Below are 17,140 nucleotides of genomic sequence, written 5' to 3' on the forward strand. Positions count from 1 at the left end.
TATTAAACTTTTTGTATAAGTTGATACATGATTTTAAAATTATGGTTTAAATTTTTTTTACAGATAATAACACCAATTTCACTTATTTCAACTATTTCTTTTGCATGTGATAGAAAACCAAACTTTCAAAGTTCATTTGCTGAATTAAAAGAAATTAAAGAAATAATTGATAAAACTTTAATTGAAAAACAACAACCACAAATAAAAATTCCAAATAAAAATAAGCAAATAAATCATTACACAGCTGAAGCCTTGGATTGTGCAAGATGAATTGTAGGAAATGAATTTATTGATCCAAAAACCAATTTAACTTTAGTTTCAAATGTGCAAAGAATTGAACAAAATGTTGGATGAAATTATGCAGATATTTATGTAGGTTGAAGATTTAAAAAATCAATTTATCAAGATGCAGTTTATCCTAAAAAATATAGAATTGAAGGATTTAAAAAAATTCCTGTATTTCACTTACATTATATTCGAACAAATCAAGTAATTAATTCTGAAGAATGTTTAGTAAAATACAATGGCGATACAAGAAGTAGTGATTTAATTAATTTAAATATTGAAACATACACAAATGAATCTTTTGAGATTAATAAAGAAAATATTGAAAAAATAGTAAAAGAAATTAAAACTGAAATTGAAAATCCTTCTTTTTTAAATTTGTCTTTTTTAAATTTAGAAACTAACCATTTAATTTTAGAACTCAAGAAAAATAATGCTAACAATTATGGAAAAGCAAAGATTATAATTTTAAATGAAATTGGAAAACAAATCAAAGAAAAAAATAGTGTAGCAACCATTTTAAGCAACCGAATTAAAGAAATTGAGACTTTTTTACACCAAGATTTAAATTTTGACATTATCCCCTTTGAAAATGTTATTTATGCTCTTTTTGCAAAATTATATTCAAATCAAAATCTTGAACAAAATAATTTTCAATTAACAAAAAATCTTTTTCAAAAATGAATTTTAAATCAATTAATTCAAATAACAAACTATTTAAAATTAAAAAATAATAAATTTTTGGATAAATTAGAAAAAATAATCAAAACAATTAATTAAACTAATGAAACGCATTGAAAAAATATTAAGTGAAAATACTAATTACTCTAGATCACAAATTAAAAAATTAATTATAAATAAACAAATTTTTGTAAATAAAAATTTAGCCAAAATTGGTCAAAAAATCCAGGTAAATGATCAAATAATTATTAATGGTAATAAAATCAATTGAAATAATCTAATTTATATTATGTTAAATAAACCAAAAGGTTATATTAGTGCAACTAAAGATCTAAATTCAAAAACTATTTTTTCTTTAATTGACCAAAATATTCCTAAAAAAAATTTGTCAATTTGAGGTAGACTAGATAAAAATACAACTGGATTGATTATTCTTTCAAATGATAATAAATTAGGACATAAACTGCTTTCTCCTAAAAATCATGTTAACAAAAAATATTATGTTGAACTTAATAAAGAAATAAATCATGATTTAGTTCAAAAATTTTTAAATGGAGTTTACATTGGAAAAGGTGAATTAGTCACTGGCAAACTCGAAATAATAAATATAAATAAATGCTTTTTAACTATAAGTGAAGGAAAGTTTCATCAAATTAAACGAATGTTTTTTGAACATGAGCTTGAAGTTAAAAATTTAAAAAGAATTAAATTTGGTCATGTAAGTCTTGATGATAATTTATTAGAAGGACAATGAAGATATTTAACAAATGAAGAAATTTTATCTCTTAAAAAATTAAATTAAAAAAGTTATAACAAACTAGTTATAACTTTTTTAATTTAAACAATTAATGTTTTTTTACAATATCAACAGCCACAATTGTATCTTTATCTTTTAAATTAATAATTTTTACACCTTTAGTATTTCTTGATGTAAGTGAAATTTGATTAATTTTAGTTCGAATAGTCACCCCACATGAAGTAATAACAAGTAATTCATCTTCAAGTGAAACAAAACGTGCAAAAACTAAATTACCAGCTTTAGATGAATTAATTCCTAAAACACCTCGAGTAGCTCGATTTGTTAATCTATACTCATCACTTAAAGTAAGTTTTCCATAACCAAAACTTCCAATTGAAAGAATATATTTGCCTTCAGAGCTTGATGAAGCTGAAATAACATATTGTTTTTCATCAAGTTTAATCCCTCTTACTCCAATAGAATTTCTCCCAACTTGACGAAGTGAATTAGCTTTAAATTTAACAATGTTTTTTTCATTATTAGCAATTAAAATTTCATCTTCATCTGAAACAATAAAAGCTTTAACAAGTTCATCATTTTCAAGTAATCTAAAAGCTTTGAGTCCATTTCTACGAATGTTTACAAATGAATCTAAATTAGTTTTTTTAATAATTCCTTTTTTAGTTACTGTAGTTAAATATAAATTTTTTCCATAATCAGGAACATCTAAAAATGAGACAATTTTTTCATTATTATCAACATCAAGATTTTCAACAATATTAACAAAAGCGGTTCCTTTTGACTGTTTTGAGGCTTCTGGAATATTGTGAGCTCGAATTTTATAAGCTTTTCCTTTGTTTGAAAATAAAAGTAAATCAGTGTGAGTGTGAGTGTGGATGATAGTATTAATATCATCATCATTATAAGTTTTCATACTTACTGAGCCAACACCTCCACGATTTTGGGTGTTATACTCCTCAAGAGCAATTCTTTTAACAAATCCATTTACACTACTTGTGATTACAATTTCTTCTTTTGCAATTAAATCTTCATCTGAAATAATTCCAACTGCTGATGCATCAATTTTAGTTCTTCGATTATCATTAAATTTTTGTTTGATTTCATTTAATTCATCAACAATTAAATCAATTAATTTGGTCTCATTTTCTAAAATAGATTTTAAGTAAATAATTTCTTTTTTAAGTTCTTCCATTTCAGTTAACATTTTTTCAATACTTAAACCTGTTAGTCTTCTTAGGTTCATATCTAAAATGGCTTTTGTTTGACGCTCAGTTAAATTAAATCTACTTGATAACTTATCCTGAGCTTCAGCATCACTTTTGCTAGCTCGAATAATAGCAATTACTTCATCAATATTTTCAATTGCAATTTTCAAACCTTCTAAAATATGAACTCTTTCTTCAGTTTTATTTAAGTCAAATTGCAATCTTCTACGTACCACATTTTTTTGATGATCTAAATAAACTTGTAAAGCTGATTTTAAATTTAATAATTTTGGTTCACCATTAACAAGTGAAACCATATTAACATTAAAATTAGTTTGTAAATATGATTTTTGATAAAGTTTATTAAGTAATATATGAGGATTAAATCCTTTTTTAACATCAATAACAATTCTTATTCCCTCACGATTTGATTCATCTCGTAAATCTGAAATTCCTTCAATTACTTTTTCTTTGTGAAGTTCTGCAATTTTTTGGACAATGGTGGACTTTTTAATTGCATATGGTATTTCAGTGATAATAATTTTAGACTTACCATTACTTAATTCTTTTACTTCACATTTAGAACGAACTGGAATTTTTCCTTTTCCTGTTTCATATGCATCATAAATTCCTTTTGTTCCTAAAATAATTGCTCCTGTGGGAAAGTCTGGACCTTTTAGATGTTCCATTAATTCTAAAGTAGTAATTTCTGAATTACGCGCAAGTGCAACTGTAGCATCAATTGCTTCTCCTATATTATGTGGAGGAATTTCAGTTGCCATTCCCACTGCAATTCCAGATGAACCTGATACAAGTAAATTTGGAAATCTAGAAGGAAGGATTTCTGGTTCTTGTTCACTAGCGTCATAATTATCAACAAAATCAACAGTATCTTTTTTAATTCCTTCAAGCATTTCAGCAGCAAGTTTGGACATTCTAGCCTCAGTGTAACGCATAGCAGCTGGATCATCACCATCAATTGATCCAAAATTACCATGACCATCAACTAAAGGATAACGCATAGAAAAATCTTGCGCCATTCTAACCATGGCTTCATATACTGAAGAATCTCCATGAGGATGATATTTTCCAAGCACATCTCCAACAATTCTAGCGCTTTTACGATGCTGACTAGTTGGTAAAATTCCTAATTCACTCATATCATACAAAATTCTTCTATGAACTGGTTTTAAACCATCTCTTGCATCTGGTAATGCTCTTGAAACAATAACGCTCATAGCATATTCTAAAAATGAATTGCGCATTTCTTTATCAACATCAATTGGTGTCAATCTTTCATTTGCATTATCAATTATTTGAGACTGAACTTGATATTCATTTTTTTCTTGTGGAACTTCTTCTTCAATTTCATCATCAATTTTTATTGGTGGTTTTTTCTTAAAAACAACTCGATTATTTTCTTCATATTCATATTCTTTTTCATCTTCCAAAGTTACTTTATTTTCTTCATTGTTTTTGTTATTTTTTTGTGACATATTGTTCCTTTTATAATAAAATGTTATTTTATTATATCACTTTTATTTATTAAAAAAAATGAGTTTAACTTGCTTTTAATGATTATGAATATGAGTTTGATTGCATGAACATGCAAACTTTTCAAATTGTGGTTGTTTTACCAATCAATTTAAAATTTCATGATATTGTTTACAAAAATCTTTATTGATAAAATAGTAAACATGTAGTCCTTTAGTTTTTGTTTTAATAATTTGAGCTGATTTTAAGCTAGCTAAATGTTTTGATAAATTAGCTTGTTTAAGTTGAAAAAAATTCCCTAAAGCTTGAACATCACATTCAGCTTTTGAACACATATAAAGATGAATAATAATTTTTAATTTTGTTTCACTGGATAAAAATTTAAATAAATTAGTTGTTTTCATTGTTAGTTTTTTTATTTGCTAATTCTGTTTCACTTGTTTGGATAATTTTGAAATTATTAATTTCATTTAATTCATAATAAGATGTGTCAAATTCTTTAGTTTTTTCTTTAAAATCAACTAAATCTTTATCTTTTAATCACAATTGAAATTCTTTTGAGTATTGAATATAATTAAGTGGATTAATCACATGAACATCATACTTTTTACTTTTTAAAAATTTAACTTTATCTTTTAAAACCGCATAATCTTCAAATCCATTTGAATATTCAAATATATCAATAACCAAAGCTTTATATGGAATATGATTAAAAGTTATAATAAAATCAATAGTAACTGATCCAACTGAATAATTTTTAAAAATATCAAATCCAGGACGATTAAAAATTTCTTTCAAACGATTTGTAATAACATTTTCAAATCAAATAAAATTATTACTTTTTTCTTCTAAAGTTGTTGTTTTAATAAATGCTTCATTTAGTAAATTTAACCTTTTTTCAGGCGAAGACTCTAAAAAAATTAATCATTTTTTAAAAATAATCAAATCATCAGATGAATTTGGAAAAATACTAACCTCACTTGAATGAATTGTTTTAATAACAATTAATTTTTCTTTTGCTCTTGTTATTGCTACATTTAGTGCATTTTTTCCACCTTGTTTTGCAATATAAGTTGATGTTAATTTAGCGTTTTTATCATATGCAACAGTAGCAACTACCAAATCAGCTTCATCTCCTTGAATGTTTTCTAAATTTTTTACCATTAATTTAGAGTTACGTATTGCTTCTTCGAGTTTTGGGTATTTTAAAAAAATTTGATCTTTTAGATAGTGAAATTGTTTTGAATTAAAAGCAAGTAAAATAATTTTTGAATAATTTTGTAAATTATTATCAACAATTTCAAGAGCTTTTTGCCCTTCAATTTCATTTTTATTATCATCTCAAAAACCTTCAACTTGATAAACTTCAATCGGACTAGAATTGCTATTGTTAGCAGAATTAACAACATCTAACTTAGAATTGTAAAAATTTAAACTTGAAAATGTCATTAAGCTAGCATAATTTGAACGATAATTTTTATCCAATAAAATCTTATACACTCCAAGTGCCAATGAATAATCAAGCATTGACTCGACTTTACCATAAATTGAATCATCAGTAACTCTTGTTCCAAATCAATTGCTAGGCTTCATTTGCATTTGATCTCCAGCTAAAATTTTTATTTTAGATAAATATAAAAAAGTAAGTCCATTTTCAATGAATATTTGACTTGATTCATCTAAAATACCATAGTCAAATTCTTCTTTTGTTCAACATGATAAATCAGAATCTGGAGTAGCAATAATAATTGGGAAGATTTTTTTGATAATTTTGTAATATTTTTTAACAAAACGATGTGGAGATAGATTTTGAATTCTAACTGATGCAGCAAATTCTTTGTAAACTTTTTTGTCTTCATCTGTAAGTTTTTCAAGATTACTTGAAATACGATCTAAAACAATATTTTGAATGACTTCATCACTAAAAGTTTCATTTGAGATTTCAATTTTATCAAATAATTTGGTTAAGTTTTTAATAGCAAAAATATTATTATTTGCATTTTCTTGACCATTTTCATAAGGAATTAAATTTTTAAATTTTAAAATTAATTCTTTTAAGTTTCCTGAAAAGGTACCTAAATTATCAAGAATTGATTGTCCAAGTTTTTTAATTTCACGATATTTGCTTGTAAAAAACAACTTAGCATTATTTTTTTCAAGTAATTTTTTAATAAATAGCCCACCTTCAATTTTTTCAGGCATTAGAATATTTTTTGGTAGGCTGGAAACATATAAAATATCTTTTAATCCATTGAAATTATTTTTATTATCAGCAAGATAATAAATGGCTTCTAATGTTTCTTTCATTTGATGAATGTTCAGAAAATTATTGCTCTGTTTAACAAATTCTAATTCACTTTCAGTTGCAAGTTGTGGACGCTTAAAACTCTTTATTTGCTTGTGATATTCTAATTTTTCTAAATATTGTTTAATTGAGTTATAAAATTCATGCTTATTCATTTGTTTTGAATTTAAAACAAACAAGCAAAACATTGATAATTTTTGCATTCTGTTTCGAATTACCTCAAGAGCAACTTTCTTTTGAGAACCAACAATTGCACTTTTGTTGTACACTAAAATATTAGTTAATAAATTAACAATTGTTTGAGATTTACCAGTTCCAGGAGGTCCTCAAATAATTGTATTTTGATTAAGCGCAGAAATGATGGCTTTATCTTGCGATAAATTTGATGAAGTAAGTTTAAAAAGTGATAAAGTTGGATTAAAAATTGATTTTTTAACAGTATTTTCATAAATATTTTTATTAATTTCAATATCAATAATATTTTCAAGTTCTTTATTATTAATAATTTCTTTCATTCTATTTCTAGCATATCCACCAGACGGTTGAAAAATACCTAATACTGCGCCCTGATGAAATTGTAAACTCTCATTGGTAATTTGATTTGGATAAAATTGTTTAAATTTTCCAATAATATTATTTGGAATTTTATAAATATTTTTTCATTTTTGTCTTAAATCAAAAATAAGTTTATTTAAATAAAAATTTTCAAAATTATCATCTAAATTAATTGTAAAATTATAACTATTTAAAAGAAAAATTAATTTTTCATTAATTTTAATATCACCTTCACTTACTAGTGAAGGTTTTCCTTGAGAAAAAACAATTCGAGTTTCTTTAAATAAAAGTGGAGCATAAATAACTTTGTCATCTTTTTTTAATGAAACAAACAAAACACCAATATGAAGTGGTCAAATATTGGTTTCTTCTAAAATGGTTTCAGCATAGTCATTAATTTTTTTTCACTTAAAAAGTGACAATTGAATGTTTTTTTGAATTAATTCTAAATATTTATTTTTCAATTCAAGAAATGATTGAATACCTTTGCGAGTGTTTTCATCAAGAATAATATTAATTTTATACAATTGTTCAATAAGAAAATTTAAATCTTCTAAATTATTTGAATGCTGAATTTGATAAAGTAAATTTAATAAATTTTGATCTATTAAATTAAGTTCGAATTTTTCATTTTCTAAAATAATTTGAAAGTTTTCTTCTCCAAATAATGTATAAATATCATGAAATTGTTGATTTGAACTATTGATATTTTTACTAATTCGAGTAAAAACAGAAGAATCAGAAGGATCAATATCAAGTAGGTTATTTAAAATTGTTTTATATTTCTCGTTGTTCATGCACACCTGCTTTAATAAGGAAATCATGTGCTGCTTTTGAAAATTCGCCTAAAATAATTGAAATTTTTTTAGCATTTAAAAAAGTGCCGGTAACTCCTTTTAAATTTTGAATTAATTCCACATTAATTAAATTTTGATCTTTTAAAAAAACATTAATTCTTGAAGGTTTTAATTCTACATTTTCAATATTTTCAATTCCTCCTAATGATTGAATTAATTCATTTCCTGAAAAAGGTAAATGTTCAAGTTGAAATATGGTATTACTTTGATGATTAATTTGTTTTTTTCATTTAATTCAAATTAATCCAAATGTTATTACAGTGAAAAAAATCATTTTAAATTTGTGTTTTTTATACATGTTTTAATTATAAAATAATTAAAAAAATAAAAAAGCAAGTTAACACAATAACCATTAATAGTTTTTTACTAATAAAAATTATTGCATTCTTGCTTTGTTATCAAATTTTAATTCTTTTATCTTTTGCAAGATACATTTTATCTTGTGGATTTGTTTTATAATATTCATGAAATAAGTCACAATTTTTTAGTTGTACATTTGCTCTAGCTTTTCCTGGTGAATGAACATCAGTGTTTAGCATTAATTTCATATGTTCAGATTTAGCTTTAATTCTTCAAATTTTAGCTCATCCTTCAAAAAAATCTTCAGGATTAAAATCTTTTTCTGATTGTGCTGCTTCTAATGAACATAGAAATCCACCTAAATCAGCAATATTTTCTGAAACAGTTAAAGTCCCATTAACTTTTCCTTCTTCTAATTCAAAGCCATCAAAAAGTTTAATTACTGCTTGTTTTCGTTTTTCAAACTCAATGCGATCTTGATCAGTTCATCAATTATTTAAAGTTCCATTTTCATCAAATTGAGAGCCATTATTATCAAAAGCATGTGAAATTTCATGAGCTATAACCGCTCCAATTCCACCATAATTTACTGAATTAGATTGTTCTAAACTATAAAATGGAGCTTGTAAAATAGCAGCTGGAAAAACAATATGATTTTTTATTGGATGAAAATAAGCATTAATATTTGCAGGAGACATAAGTCAATATTCATCAGATTCATGTTGCATGTAGAGCGAATCATTATATTCTTGTAAAATAGTTTGTAGTTTTAAAATATTTGCAAAAACATTTGACCCATTTTTATAAGTAATGATTTTAAAATTATCATAATAAGGTCGCATCTTACTAGGATATCCAACCATTACATCTAACTTATTTAATTTTAATAAAGCTTTTTCAATTGTTTTTTTGCTTAATCAAGTGTTATTTTTTAAGCGATTTCGATAAACATTAATCATTTTAAAAATTTTCTTTTCAACATCAATTTTTGCTTTCTCTCCAAAATGTTGGTGAGCATAATAAAGTCCAATTGGCATTGAAAATCAACTCTCAGCTATTCTAAATGAATATTTTTTTAAATTTTCAGTTTTTTCAATTCCTCTTATTGCATTTGAAAAAGTTGATGCTTTAATTCTGATTTCTTCTGAAAGATAAGTACAAGCTTTAAGAAAATTTTTAATCAATAAAAGTGCTTTGTATTTTTCAAAATTAGCTTCAGTATAAATGTTCTTCAAATTGTTAACATATTCAGGATTAACAACTACAATTGTATCTACTTTTTGGTTAGTAATTTCATTTGCAATAGCACTTAGATTAAAGTATTGTGAAACATGTTTTAATTTACTTAATTTGGTAACGTTATACATTGAAATAAAATCTGCTTTTTGAACTGAAGATAAAACATAGTCTTTTACAATACTGTCAAATTCAATTGCTTTATCAACAAGTTCAGATGCTTTACGCTTTTTATAACCATACATTTGTAGAAGTTCAACTACCATTTTCTTAAATAACTTTAACTGATTTTTGGCATCTTTTTTACTATAATATTCCTTTGAAGGTAAAATAGTTGATGGTTCTTCAATTCAAAGTACTTTAATTTTGTTGTTTAAAAAATCATCAGATACTGAAATTGGCACTGGTAAATAACTTCAAGTTGCTCTTTTTGAAACTATTTTTTTAGCTAATTCTTCAAAATTTTCAAGTTCATTTATTTCATTAATAAAATCTCGAATTGGTTCAAATCCTAATTTTTCTCTTTTAGTTTTGTTTTTAAGCATTTTATAAAGTTTATTAAATTCTAAAACTGAAGGTATCTTAGCTTGTTTGATTGCCTCTTCAGTTAAGTTATCGCTTAATTTAATTAATTTTTTTTCAAGTTGTTTAGCAAGTTCATGAAAAGCTGAAATTACTGATGCATCTGAATCAATTTTAGCTTTTTTAAGTCAATTTTTATTTACATATTCATAAAAATCATGTTTTAAATTATTTTTCATATTATTCCTATTTTTGTGTATCGGTATTAGTTTTTAAAACTGATAAAAACGCTTCCTGTGGAACATCAATTGATCCAAGTTTTTTCATTCGTTTTTTACCTTCTTTTTGTTTTTTAAGTAATTTTTGTCTTCTAGTAACGTCTCCACCATACAATTTTGCAGTAACATCTTTTCGGTATGCTTTAATTGTTTCGCGGGCAATAATTTTCCCTCCAATTGTTGCTTGTACTGGTACTTCAAAATTTTGTTTTGGAATAACATCTTTTAATTTTTTAGTTAATTCACGGGCGCGTTCATAAGCTTTTTCGCGGTGAGTAATAATTGAAAAAGCATCAACTTTATCTCCATTTAATAAAATATCCACTTTAACTAAATCGCTAGTGCGGTATCCAATTCATTCATATTCAAAAGAAGCATATCCTTTAGTTGATGATTTTAATTTATCAAAAAAATTAAAAATGGTTTCAGCTAAAGGCAATTCATATAAAATTTTGGTTCTTTTGGCATCAATTACTTGAAGGTCCTTATAAATTCCTCTCTGATTTTGACATAAATCCATTACATTTCCAATGTATTCATTTGGAACAAAAATATTTGCTTCAATATAAGGTTCTTCAATAAAATCAATAAGTGTTCGATCAGGCAACAAAGTAGGATTGGATACCATTTCAACTGCACCATTGGTAAGATGAACTCGATATTCAACCGAAGGAGAAGTAGCTACAATACCAACTTGATATTCTCGATCAAGTCGTTCTTGCAAAATTTCCATATGTAGCATTCCTAAAAAGCCAACTCTAAATCCAAATCCAAGAGCTTTTGATGTTTCTTGTTCTCACACAATTGAAGAATCAGATAAAGAAATTTTTTCCAAACTTTCCTTAAGCATTGAATAATCGCGAGTATCAATTGGGTAAAAACCTGTAAAAACAACAGGTTTCATTTTTTTATATCCAGGCAAGGCTGTTTTAGTTGGATTGTCAACTAAAGTAATTGTATCTCCAACTGAAACTTCTTTGGCACTTCTAATAGCTGCTGAAACTCAACCCACTTCTCCTGATTCAAGAAATTCTTTTTTGCTTTCATGTGGATTTCTTACTCCAAGATCAATTACATGATATTCATTTTTTGTGTTATATGACATAAATTTAAAACGATCACCTACCTTAAGTTTTCCTTCAAATATTCTAATCAGTAAAATTACACCACGATAAGGATCAAAATAACTATCAAAAATTAAGGCTTTTAGTGGTTTTTCATCATCTGCATTCTTGGGAGCTGGAACATATTTAATAATTGCATTTAACAGTTCATCAACTCCTTGCCCAGTTTTTGCAGAAACTAAAATAGCATTGTCAGTTGGAATTCCGATTACTTCTTCAATTTCTTGCTTAACACGTTCAGGATCAGCACTTGGCAAATCAATTTTATTAATAACAGGAATAATTTCTAAATCATTTTCTAAAGCTAAATAAACATTAGCTAAAGTTTGTGCTTCAATTCCTTGAGTGGCATCAACAATTAACAACGCTCCTTCACTTGCTGCAAGTGAACGTGAAACTTCATAAGTAAAATCAACATGTCCTGGAGTATCAATTAAATGAAAAGTATAATTTTTATACTTCAATTGAACAGCATTGAGTTTAATTGTAATTCCTCTTTCTTTTTCAAGATCCATAGAATCTAAAAACTGATCAGTTAATTCTCTTTGAGAAATAGTATTAGTTATCTCCAAAATTCGATCAGCTAAGGTGCTTTTTCCATGATCAATATGAGCTATAATAGAAAAATTTTTTATTTTATCTTTATTCATATTTTTATATTTTACTAAATTTGTTCTTTTTTAATGCTCCAATAACCAAAATACTTTTTTAAAAGTTTTCCTAAATTTTCTTTAAAAATAAAATTTTTTGCTATAATTTGTTTAATGCTTGTTAATAAAAATAACAAGAATGGGACTTGGAAAAAGTCACTGCTTGCGATATAAACCGCCTTTCTTTTGATGATTTATCTTCCTTTAATGGAAGATTTTTTTACACAATTCTACTAAATTTCTTATAATTTTTTATTAACTAAAAAATTTTTCATATTTTAATATATAATAAAAAATATGAATAAACAAATTTCTTATAAAGACATTTCAAATAAAGCAGGAGTGTCTGTTTCTACAATTAGTCGTTATTTCAATAATGGATATGTTTCACGAAATACCAAAATGAAAATTGATGAAGTAATTAAGGTTTTTCAGTATTATCCAGGATATAATGGAAGACTTTTAAAAACAAAAGATTCTTCTGTTTTTATTGTAATGCCAGAATGAACACAAAATTTATATTTTTCAATTATCAATGGAATTGTTTATGCATGTAAAAAAAGCAATCGAAAAGTAAATATCACTTTTACATGCAAAGATACTAATGATTACATTGATACAATTAAGTATATCTTAACCTCAAAACCATCTTCAATTATAATTTTTAATCCTGAATATGATGAAGAGCTTTTTGCTTTTTTAAAAAATATTGAAGATGTTACTATTGTTGTTTATGAACATAAAGTTAATGGATTGAACTGAATTAAAATTGATGAAGTAGAAGCTTTTTATAAAGTTACAAAAAGTCTAATTAATAACCTTGAAAACTCAAAAAATAAATTACTTTTTTTAGAAGATGCAAAATTAACTTTAATTCAAAAAAATGATCGCTTTTTAGGTTTTGAACAAGCTTGTAAAGATTCGAATGTGGAATTTGAAAAATATGAAGTTTCATTTAATAATTCAAAAAATTTAAATGAATTTATAGAGTTCTCAAGAAAAAAAGCTTTTTCTAATATTGTTTGTTCAACACATGAATCATATATTTCACTTTGTGTTCAAGGGCAGCAAAGTTTAAATTTAACTGATATTGGTTATCAGTCTTTTTATGACAAAATCAAAAAATATAAATCTAAAATTTTTATTGACTATCCTGCAATTGGAATTGAAATTGAACGAATAATTTCAGCATATAATGAAGAAAAAAAACTACAACAAAAATTAATTAAAACCAAAATTGTTGTTCATGAATAATTTTGTTATATATAATAAAAAATAAAAAAACCAAAGTTAATATCGTTTTCTTTGGTTTTTTTATTCATTAGTTATTTATTGGCTTTTTTAAATATATCTTTAAGTTCAATTTTTAAAGAATTTTTTGAATTAAATTGAAAAAACAAATTAGGATCAAGTATATTAAATTTTTTCTCAATGTTAAAAACTGGGTTTTTTCTGTCATAAACATTATTGTCTTTTATTAAAACATAAGGTAATTTTTTTAGTTCTTCATTTAAACTATTAGAGTTAAAAAACTGATTTTTTCCAAGAGGTTTTTTAGTAATTTCATCAGTTTTTAACACTTGTTTTAATTGTCCTGCTTTTAAAAATACTGAAATAGTTGGAATGTTTGTGTTTTTATTTTGTTCAACAAGAACATCATGATTTTTAAGTCTTTTTTCATTTATAATAGATGCAGATAATTTAATTTTTTCACGATTTTCATCTAATATTTCATTATTTATAGTTTTTATTAAATCATCACTTTCATTATTGTTTTCAAAACCTTTTGTTCCATTGTAAACAGTTATATCAACATGTGGTGTTCAACCACCATTAACTTGTTTTGAACCAATTAATCCAATTTTTTGACCTTTTTCAACAACAATAGGTTTTTTAGAAGTTGCTTTTAAAATAAAAATATTTCCATTTTTTCCTTCAATTTCATAAGTTTCACCAAGTAAAGATAATGATTGCGGATCAAGATGAATAAATTTAAAATAAAATTTTTCAATTCCTTTTAATTCATTTTCAAGTATTTGTTCATCAATGTCTAAATCTTTACGATCTACCTCTAAAAACAAAGCAGTTCCAATTCCTGTACCAAATGTTTGAGAAGGTCTATAAACACCTGCAATAATTTTTCCCTTAAAAGGAGCAAATAATGGGGTGTTTTCTTTTACAATAACATCTTCAGCTAAATGAATTTGTTGTGAACCAGATTCTGAATAAATTCCTCTGTTGTCTAAAAATCCTCCAGATAATAATTTAGAATCTGTTCTTTCTCTAATACTTTCATCAATTTGTGTTAAATTTTCTTGTGTTAATTCAATGAACTCTAATATATAATCTTTTGTTGTATCTTGAAGATCAGGTTCAAAAATGTACCCATGTTTAGGAACTCCAAAATTTTTACTAAAACTTATATTATTAAATTCTTCAATTTCAGAACTTGTTTTAAAAAATAACTTCAATGAATTTTGAGCAAATGAATTTTTTTGAATTTTTTCTAAATTAAATTTAATTTTTTCATTTTTAGATTTAATATCAAATTGTTTTAAATTATTTAAATCAATTTTTTTAAAATCAATATGATTGATTGATAAGTGTGAATTAAAATCAACATCAATAAGTTTATTTGAAATAAACTCTTTTTCATAATTAGTTTGAATTTTAGCAAATCCTTCTAGAGTCAGATTGATATTTTTTGCAATTATTTCTGAATCTTTTTTAGCTGTAAAACGATAAATTAAATTTAATTTTTGAAAATCATTAAAATCAAATTTAACATCATATAAGTAAAAATTAGTAACAATTCCCTGAGTAGTTTTACTATTTTGTTGCAATTGATCTCCATCAAAAATAATTGGCATTAAAAATTTTTTGTCAAATTGTTTTAAATATGGTCCATATTTTTGAAATTTTTTGTAAAATTCAACTACAGTAAAATTAGGTAAATTATCTTCGAGAAATTTAAAAGATAAATTGTTGTTATTTAAATTTAAATTTTTAATTTCTTGATCTAAAGTTTTTTCTAAAATATTTTGAGTTTCAGTTGACTTAAATCCTTTAACAAAGTAATTTATTTGCTTGTATCTTTGTTTTTTATTTTTAGCTTTGTATGAAAAAACAACAGGAACAACAAGAGATTTATGATCATCATGGTCAGGTCTTATTTGCGCATAATCAATTTGATAACTAAAATTATCTCAATCAATTGTTTTGTCTTCCTTAGGTAAATCACTTGCATCAATGTATAAATTTTGCTCTGCAACTAAATTAGAAATGAAATCATTAAGTTCAATATTTTTAACATCAGATTTTGATTTTATTTTAATTTTTTTATCAAAATTATTACTTAAAAAATAATTCAATTGATAACTTGGTGTTAATTTGTAATCATTAATTTCATTTTCAAAATGATCTTTTAAATACTCTTTTACATATTCATATTCATTAATATTTTGATAATTTCTTGAACTATTAAGAGAAGATGTGCAACTTGATGATATTGTTATTGTTCCAACAATTAATAATAAACTAAATATTTTTTTAGCTCTTTTATTCATATATTATAAAAACCTTTTTAAAGGATCCTTTCTTTATGATAGTGAAAAAGTTATTTTTGCACTATTAGCAAGTAATAAATAAAAAATAGAAATTAACATAGATAAAAAAATTGTTAAGCTTAATGAACTTAAAAAATTAATAATTTCATTTTTTGTTATTTTTTTAAAAATAAGTCTAACAATTAAATAAACTAAATTAATTCATATGCTAAACATAAAAAAATTAAACTTAGATGAAAAAATTAAAATAATACCAACAATAACAGTCATAATAAATGTTTTATTGTAATTGTTTACTTGAAACTTAATATCATTTATATATCCAATAAATGGAACTAATAAAATAAAAATTGAAATAAAAAATAGTTCTTTAATAAAATGTTTAAGACTGGCTACTTTTTCAGATTTAAACAAATCATAAAAAGTAATATTTTCATTTTTATTGTCATTTGTTTTAGAAATAAAAAACATAAAAAACATATAAAATTTTTTCTGATTGACATTTAAATATCATTCTAAAAACAAAGTTGCAAAAAATAAAAAAAATACTGCTACAAGGGAACCAAGTAATTGAGCCCCAAGTAAGTATCATATTCCATTAATTAAAGGTAATCCATTTAAATTTTTTGTAATTCCTTGAATAAATGATTGAACAATAACATTAATTGGATTCAAATAAGCACTAGATTCAACTCGCATTAAAAATCTTGAAATTGTTCAGGTAAAAACTATGCTAATTACTACTGATGATGTATATGATATAGCAAGAAAAATATTTCCTTTCTTTGTTTTTATAACAAAATATTTAGCCATAAAAACAAAGAAAGTTAAAAATAAACTTCCAATAAATTCAATGCTAAAAACATTTGCATCATAAAATGTGTTTAATTTTTCAAAATTTGTCACTAAAAAATTTTAATATATTTTAAAAAAATAAATCTATATATGGAATATATGTGAAAATATTTTATAAATTTTTATTTAAAACTATCTAAAATTAATAATAATAATAATTACTTTATAAAAAATTATAAATATAGTTCACTAATGTGGATTAAAGATTGTTGGATTTCAAGTGAAGGGATAAAAATTTCAAAATTCATAAGGGTTGATTTATTAATATTAGGTTGGGTACTAGATCCCCTACTCATTTTATTTATTTCATTTTCTTTTGTTTTCAAAAGAAAGAAAAGATATTTATTTAAAATTATTTTTTCTTTGTTTTTTAACAATCAAACTCTTTGCATTATTGAAAATTTTCCAGTTCTATAAAAGACTTTCCCACAAAATTCACCACTACCTGCAATTGTTACAAAATTTCC

The 17,140-nt window shown here is 24.2% G+C and carries 12 protein-coding genes; 3 read left to right on the forward strand and 9 right to left on the reverse strand.

Annotated elements, in window-relative coordinates; translation table 4 throughout:
- The first annotated feature begins 27 nt into the window (after nucleotides 1-27).
- Nucleotides 28-1,065 carry a hypothetical protein gene (locus U744_RS0102750; RefSeq protein WP_025755564.1) on the forward strand — a complete coding sequence of 346 codons (1,038 nt, stop codon included), beginning with the start codon at nucleotides 28-30 and terminating at the stop codon, nucleotides 1,063-1,065.
- 4 nt (nucleotides 1,066-1,069) lie between these two features.
- Nucleotides 1,070-1,768 (forward strand): 16S rRNA pseudouridine(516) synthase, encoded by a 699-nt coding sequence (locus U744_RS0102755; protein ID WP_025755565.1) that lies wholly within the window; start codon nucleotides 1,070-1,072, stop codon nucleotides 1,766-1,768.
- A gap of 43 nt (nucleotides 1,769-1,811) precedes the next feature.
- Here U744_RS0102755 and gyrA read toward each other — a convergent pair whose 3' ends face one another.
- The 6 genes from gyrA to lepA all read right to left on the reverse strand — a co-directional run bounded on the left by gyrA (nucleotide 1,812) and on the right by lepA (nucleotide 12,252).
- Nucleotides 1,812-4,427: a DNA gyrase subunit A gene (gyrA, locus tag U744_RS0102760; RefSeq protein WP_025755566.1), complete on the reverse strand. Its 2,616-nt coding sequence runs from the start codon at nucleotides 4,425-4,427 to the stop codon at nucleotides 1,812-1,814.
- Nucleotides 4,428-4,502: 75 nt separating this feature from the next.
- Nucleotides 4,503-4,829 carry an ArsR/SmtB family transcription factor gene (locus U744_RS0102765; protein WP_025755567.1) on the reverse strand — a complete coding sequence of 109 codons (327 nt, stop codon included), beginning with the start codon at nucleotides 4,827-4,829 and terminating at the stop codon, nucleotides 4,503-4,505.
- Nucleotides 4,816-8,082 carry an AAA domain-containing protein gene (locus U744_RS0102770; protein ID WP_025755568.1) on the reverse strand — a complete coding sequence of 1,089 codons (3,267 nt, stop codon included), beginning with the start codon at nucleotides 8,080-8,082 and terminating at the stop codon, nucleotides 4,816-4,818. The genes U744_RS0102765 and U744_RS0102770 overlap by 14 nt, the downstream gene beginning before the upstream one ends.
- Nucleotides 8,063-8,440 carry a hypothetical protein gene (locus U744_RS0102775; protein ID WP_025755569.1) on the reverse strand — a complete coding sequence of 126 codons (378 nt, stop codon included), beginning with the start codon at nucleotides 8,438-8,440 and terminating at the stop codon, nucleotides 8,063-8,065. Before U744_RS0102775 ends, U744_RS0102770 begins: the two co-directional genes overlap by 20 nt.
- Before the next feature lie 97 nt (nucleotides 8,441-8,537).
- Nucleotides 8,538-10,439: a M13-type metalloendopeptidase gene (locus U744_RS0102780; protein ID WP_025755570.1), complete on the reverse strand. Its 1,902-nt coding sequence runs from the start codon at nucleotides 10,437-10,439 to the stop codon at nucleotides 8,538-8,540.
- A 7-nt stretch (nucleotides 10,440-10,446) separates the two neighbouring features.
- Nucleotides 10,447-12,252 (reverse strand): translation elongation factor 4, encoded by a 1,806-nt coding sequence (gene lepA / locus U744_RS0102785; protein ID WP_025755571.1) that lies wholly within the window; start codon nucleotides 12,250-12,252, stop codon nucleotides 10,447-10,449.
- Between the two features lie 297 nt (nucleotides 12,253-12,549).
- On the opposite strand from lepA, the gene U744_RS0102795 reads away from it, so the two are divergent.
- Nucleotides 12,550-13,506, forward strand: coding sequence for a LacI family DNA-binding transcriptional regulator (locus U744_RS0102795; RefSeq protein WP_036431912.1), 957 nt, complete (start codon nucleotides 12,550-12,552; stop codon nucleotides 13,504-13,506).
- Nucleotides 13,507-13,577: 71 nt separating this feature from the next.
- Here the strand turns inward: U744_RS0102795 and U744_RS0102800 are convergent, their stop codons facing one another.
- From U744_RS0102800 to U744_RS04255, 3 genes are all read right to left on the reverse strand, one after another.
- A complete protein-coding gene (locus U744_RS0102800; protein WP_025755573.1) occupies nucleotides 13,578-15,818 on the reverse strand; it encodes an MSC_0775 family lipoprotein in 2,241 nt (746 codons plus the stop codon).
- 33 nt (nucleotides 15,819-15,851) lie between these two features.
- Nucleotides 15,852-16,724 carry an MAG4940 family membrane protein gene (locus U744_RS0102805; RefSeq protein ID WP_025755574.1) on the reverse strand — a complete coding sequence of 291 codons (873 nt, stop codon included), beginning with the start codon at nucleotides 16,722-16,724 and terminating at the stop codon, nucleotides 15,852-15,854.
- A 122-nt stretch (nucleotides 16,725-16,846) separates the two neighbouring features.
- On the reverse strand, nucleotides 16,847-17,140 hold a 294-nt coding region (locus tag U744_RS04255; protein ID WP_036431915.1), incomplete at its 5' end, for a restriction endonuclease subunit S.

The organism is Mycoplasmopsis cricetuli ATCC 35279 (assembly GCF_000526955.1).
GTDB classification, from domain to species: Bacteria; Bacillota_I; Bacilli_A; order Mycoplasmatales; family Metamycoplasmataceae; genus Mycoplasmopsis; species Mycoplasmopsis cricetuli.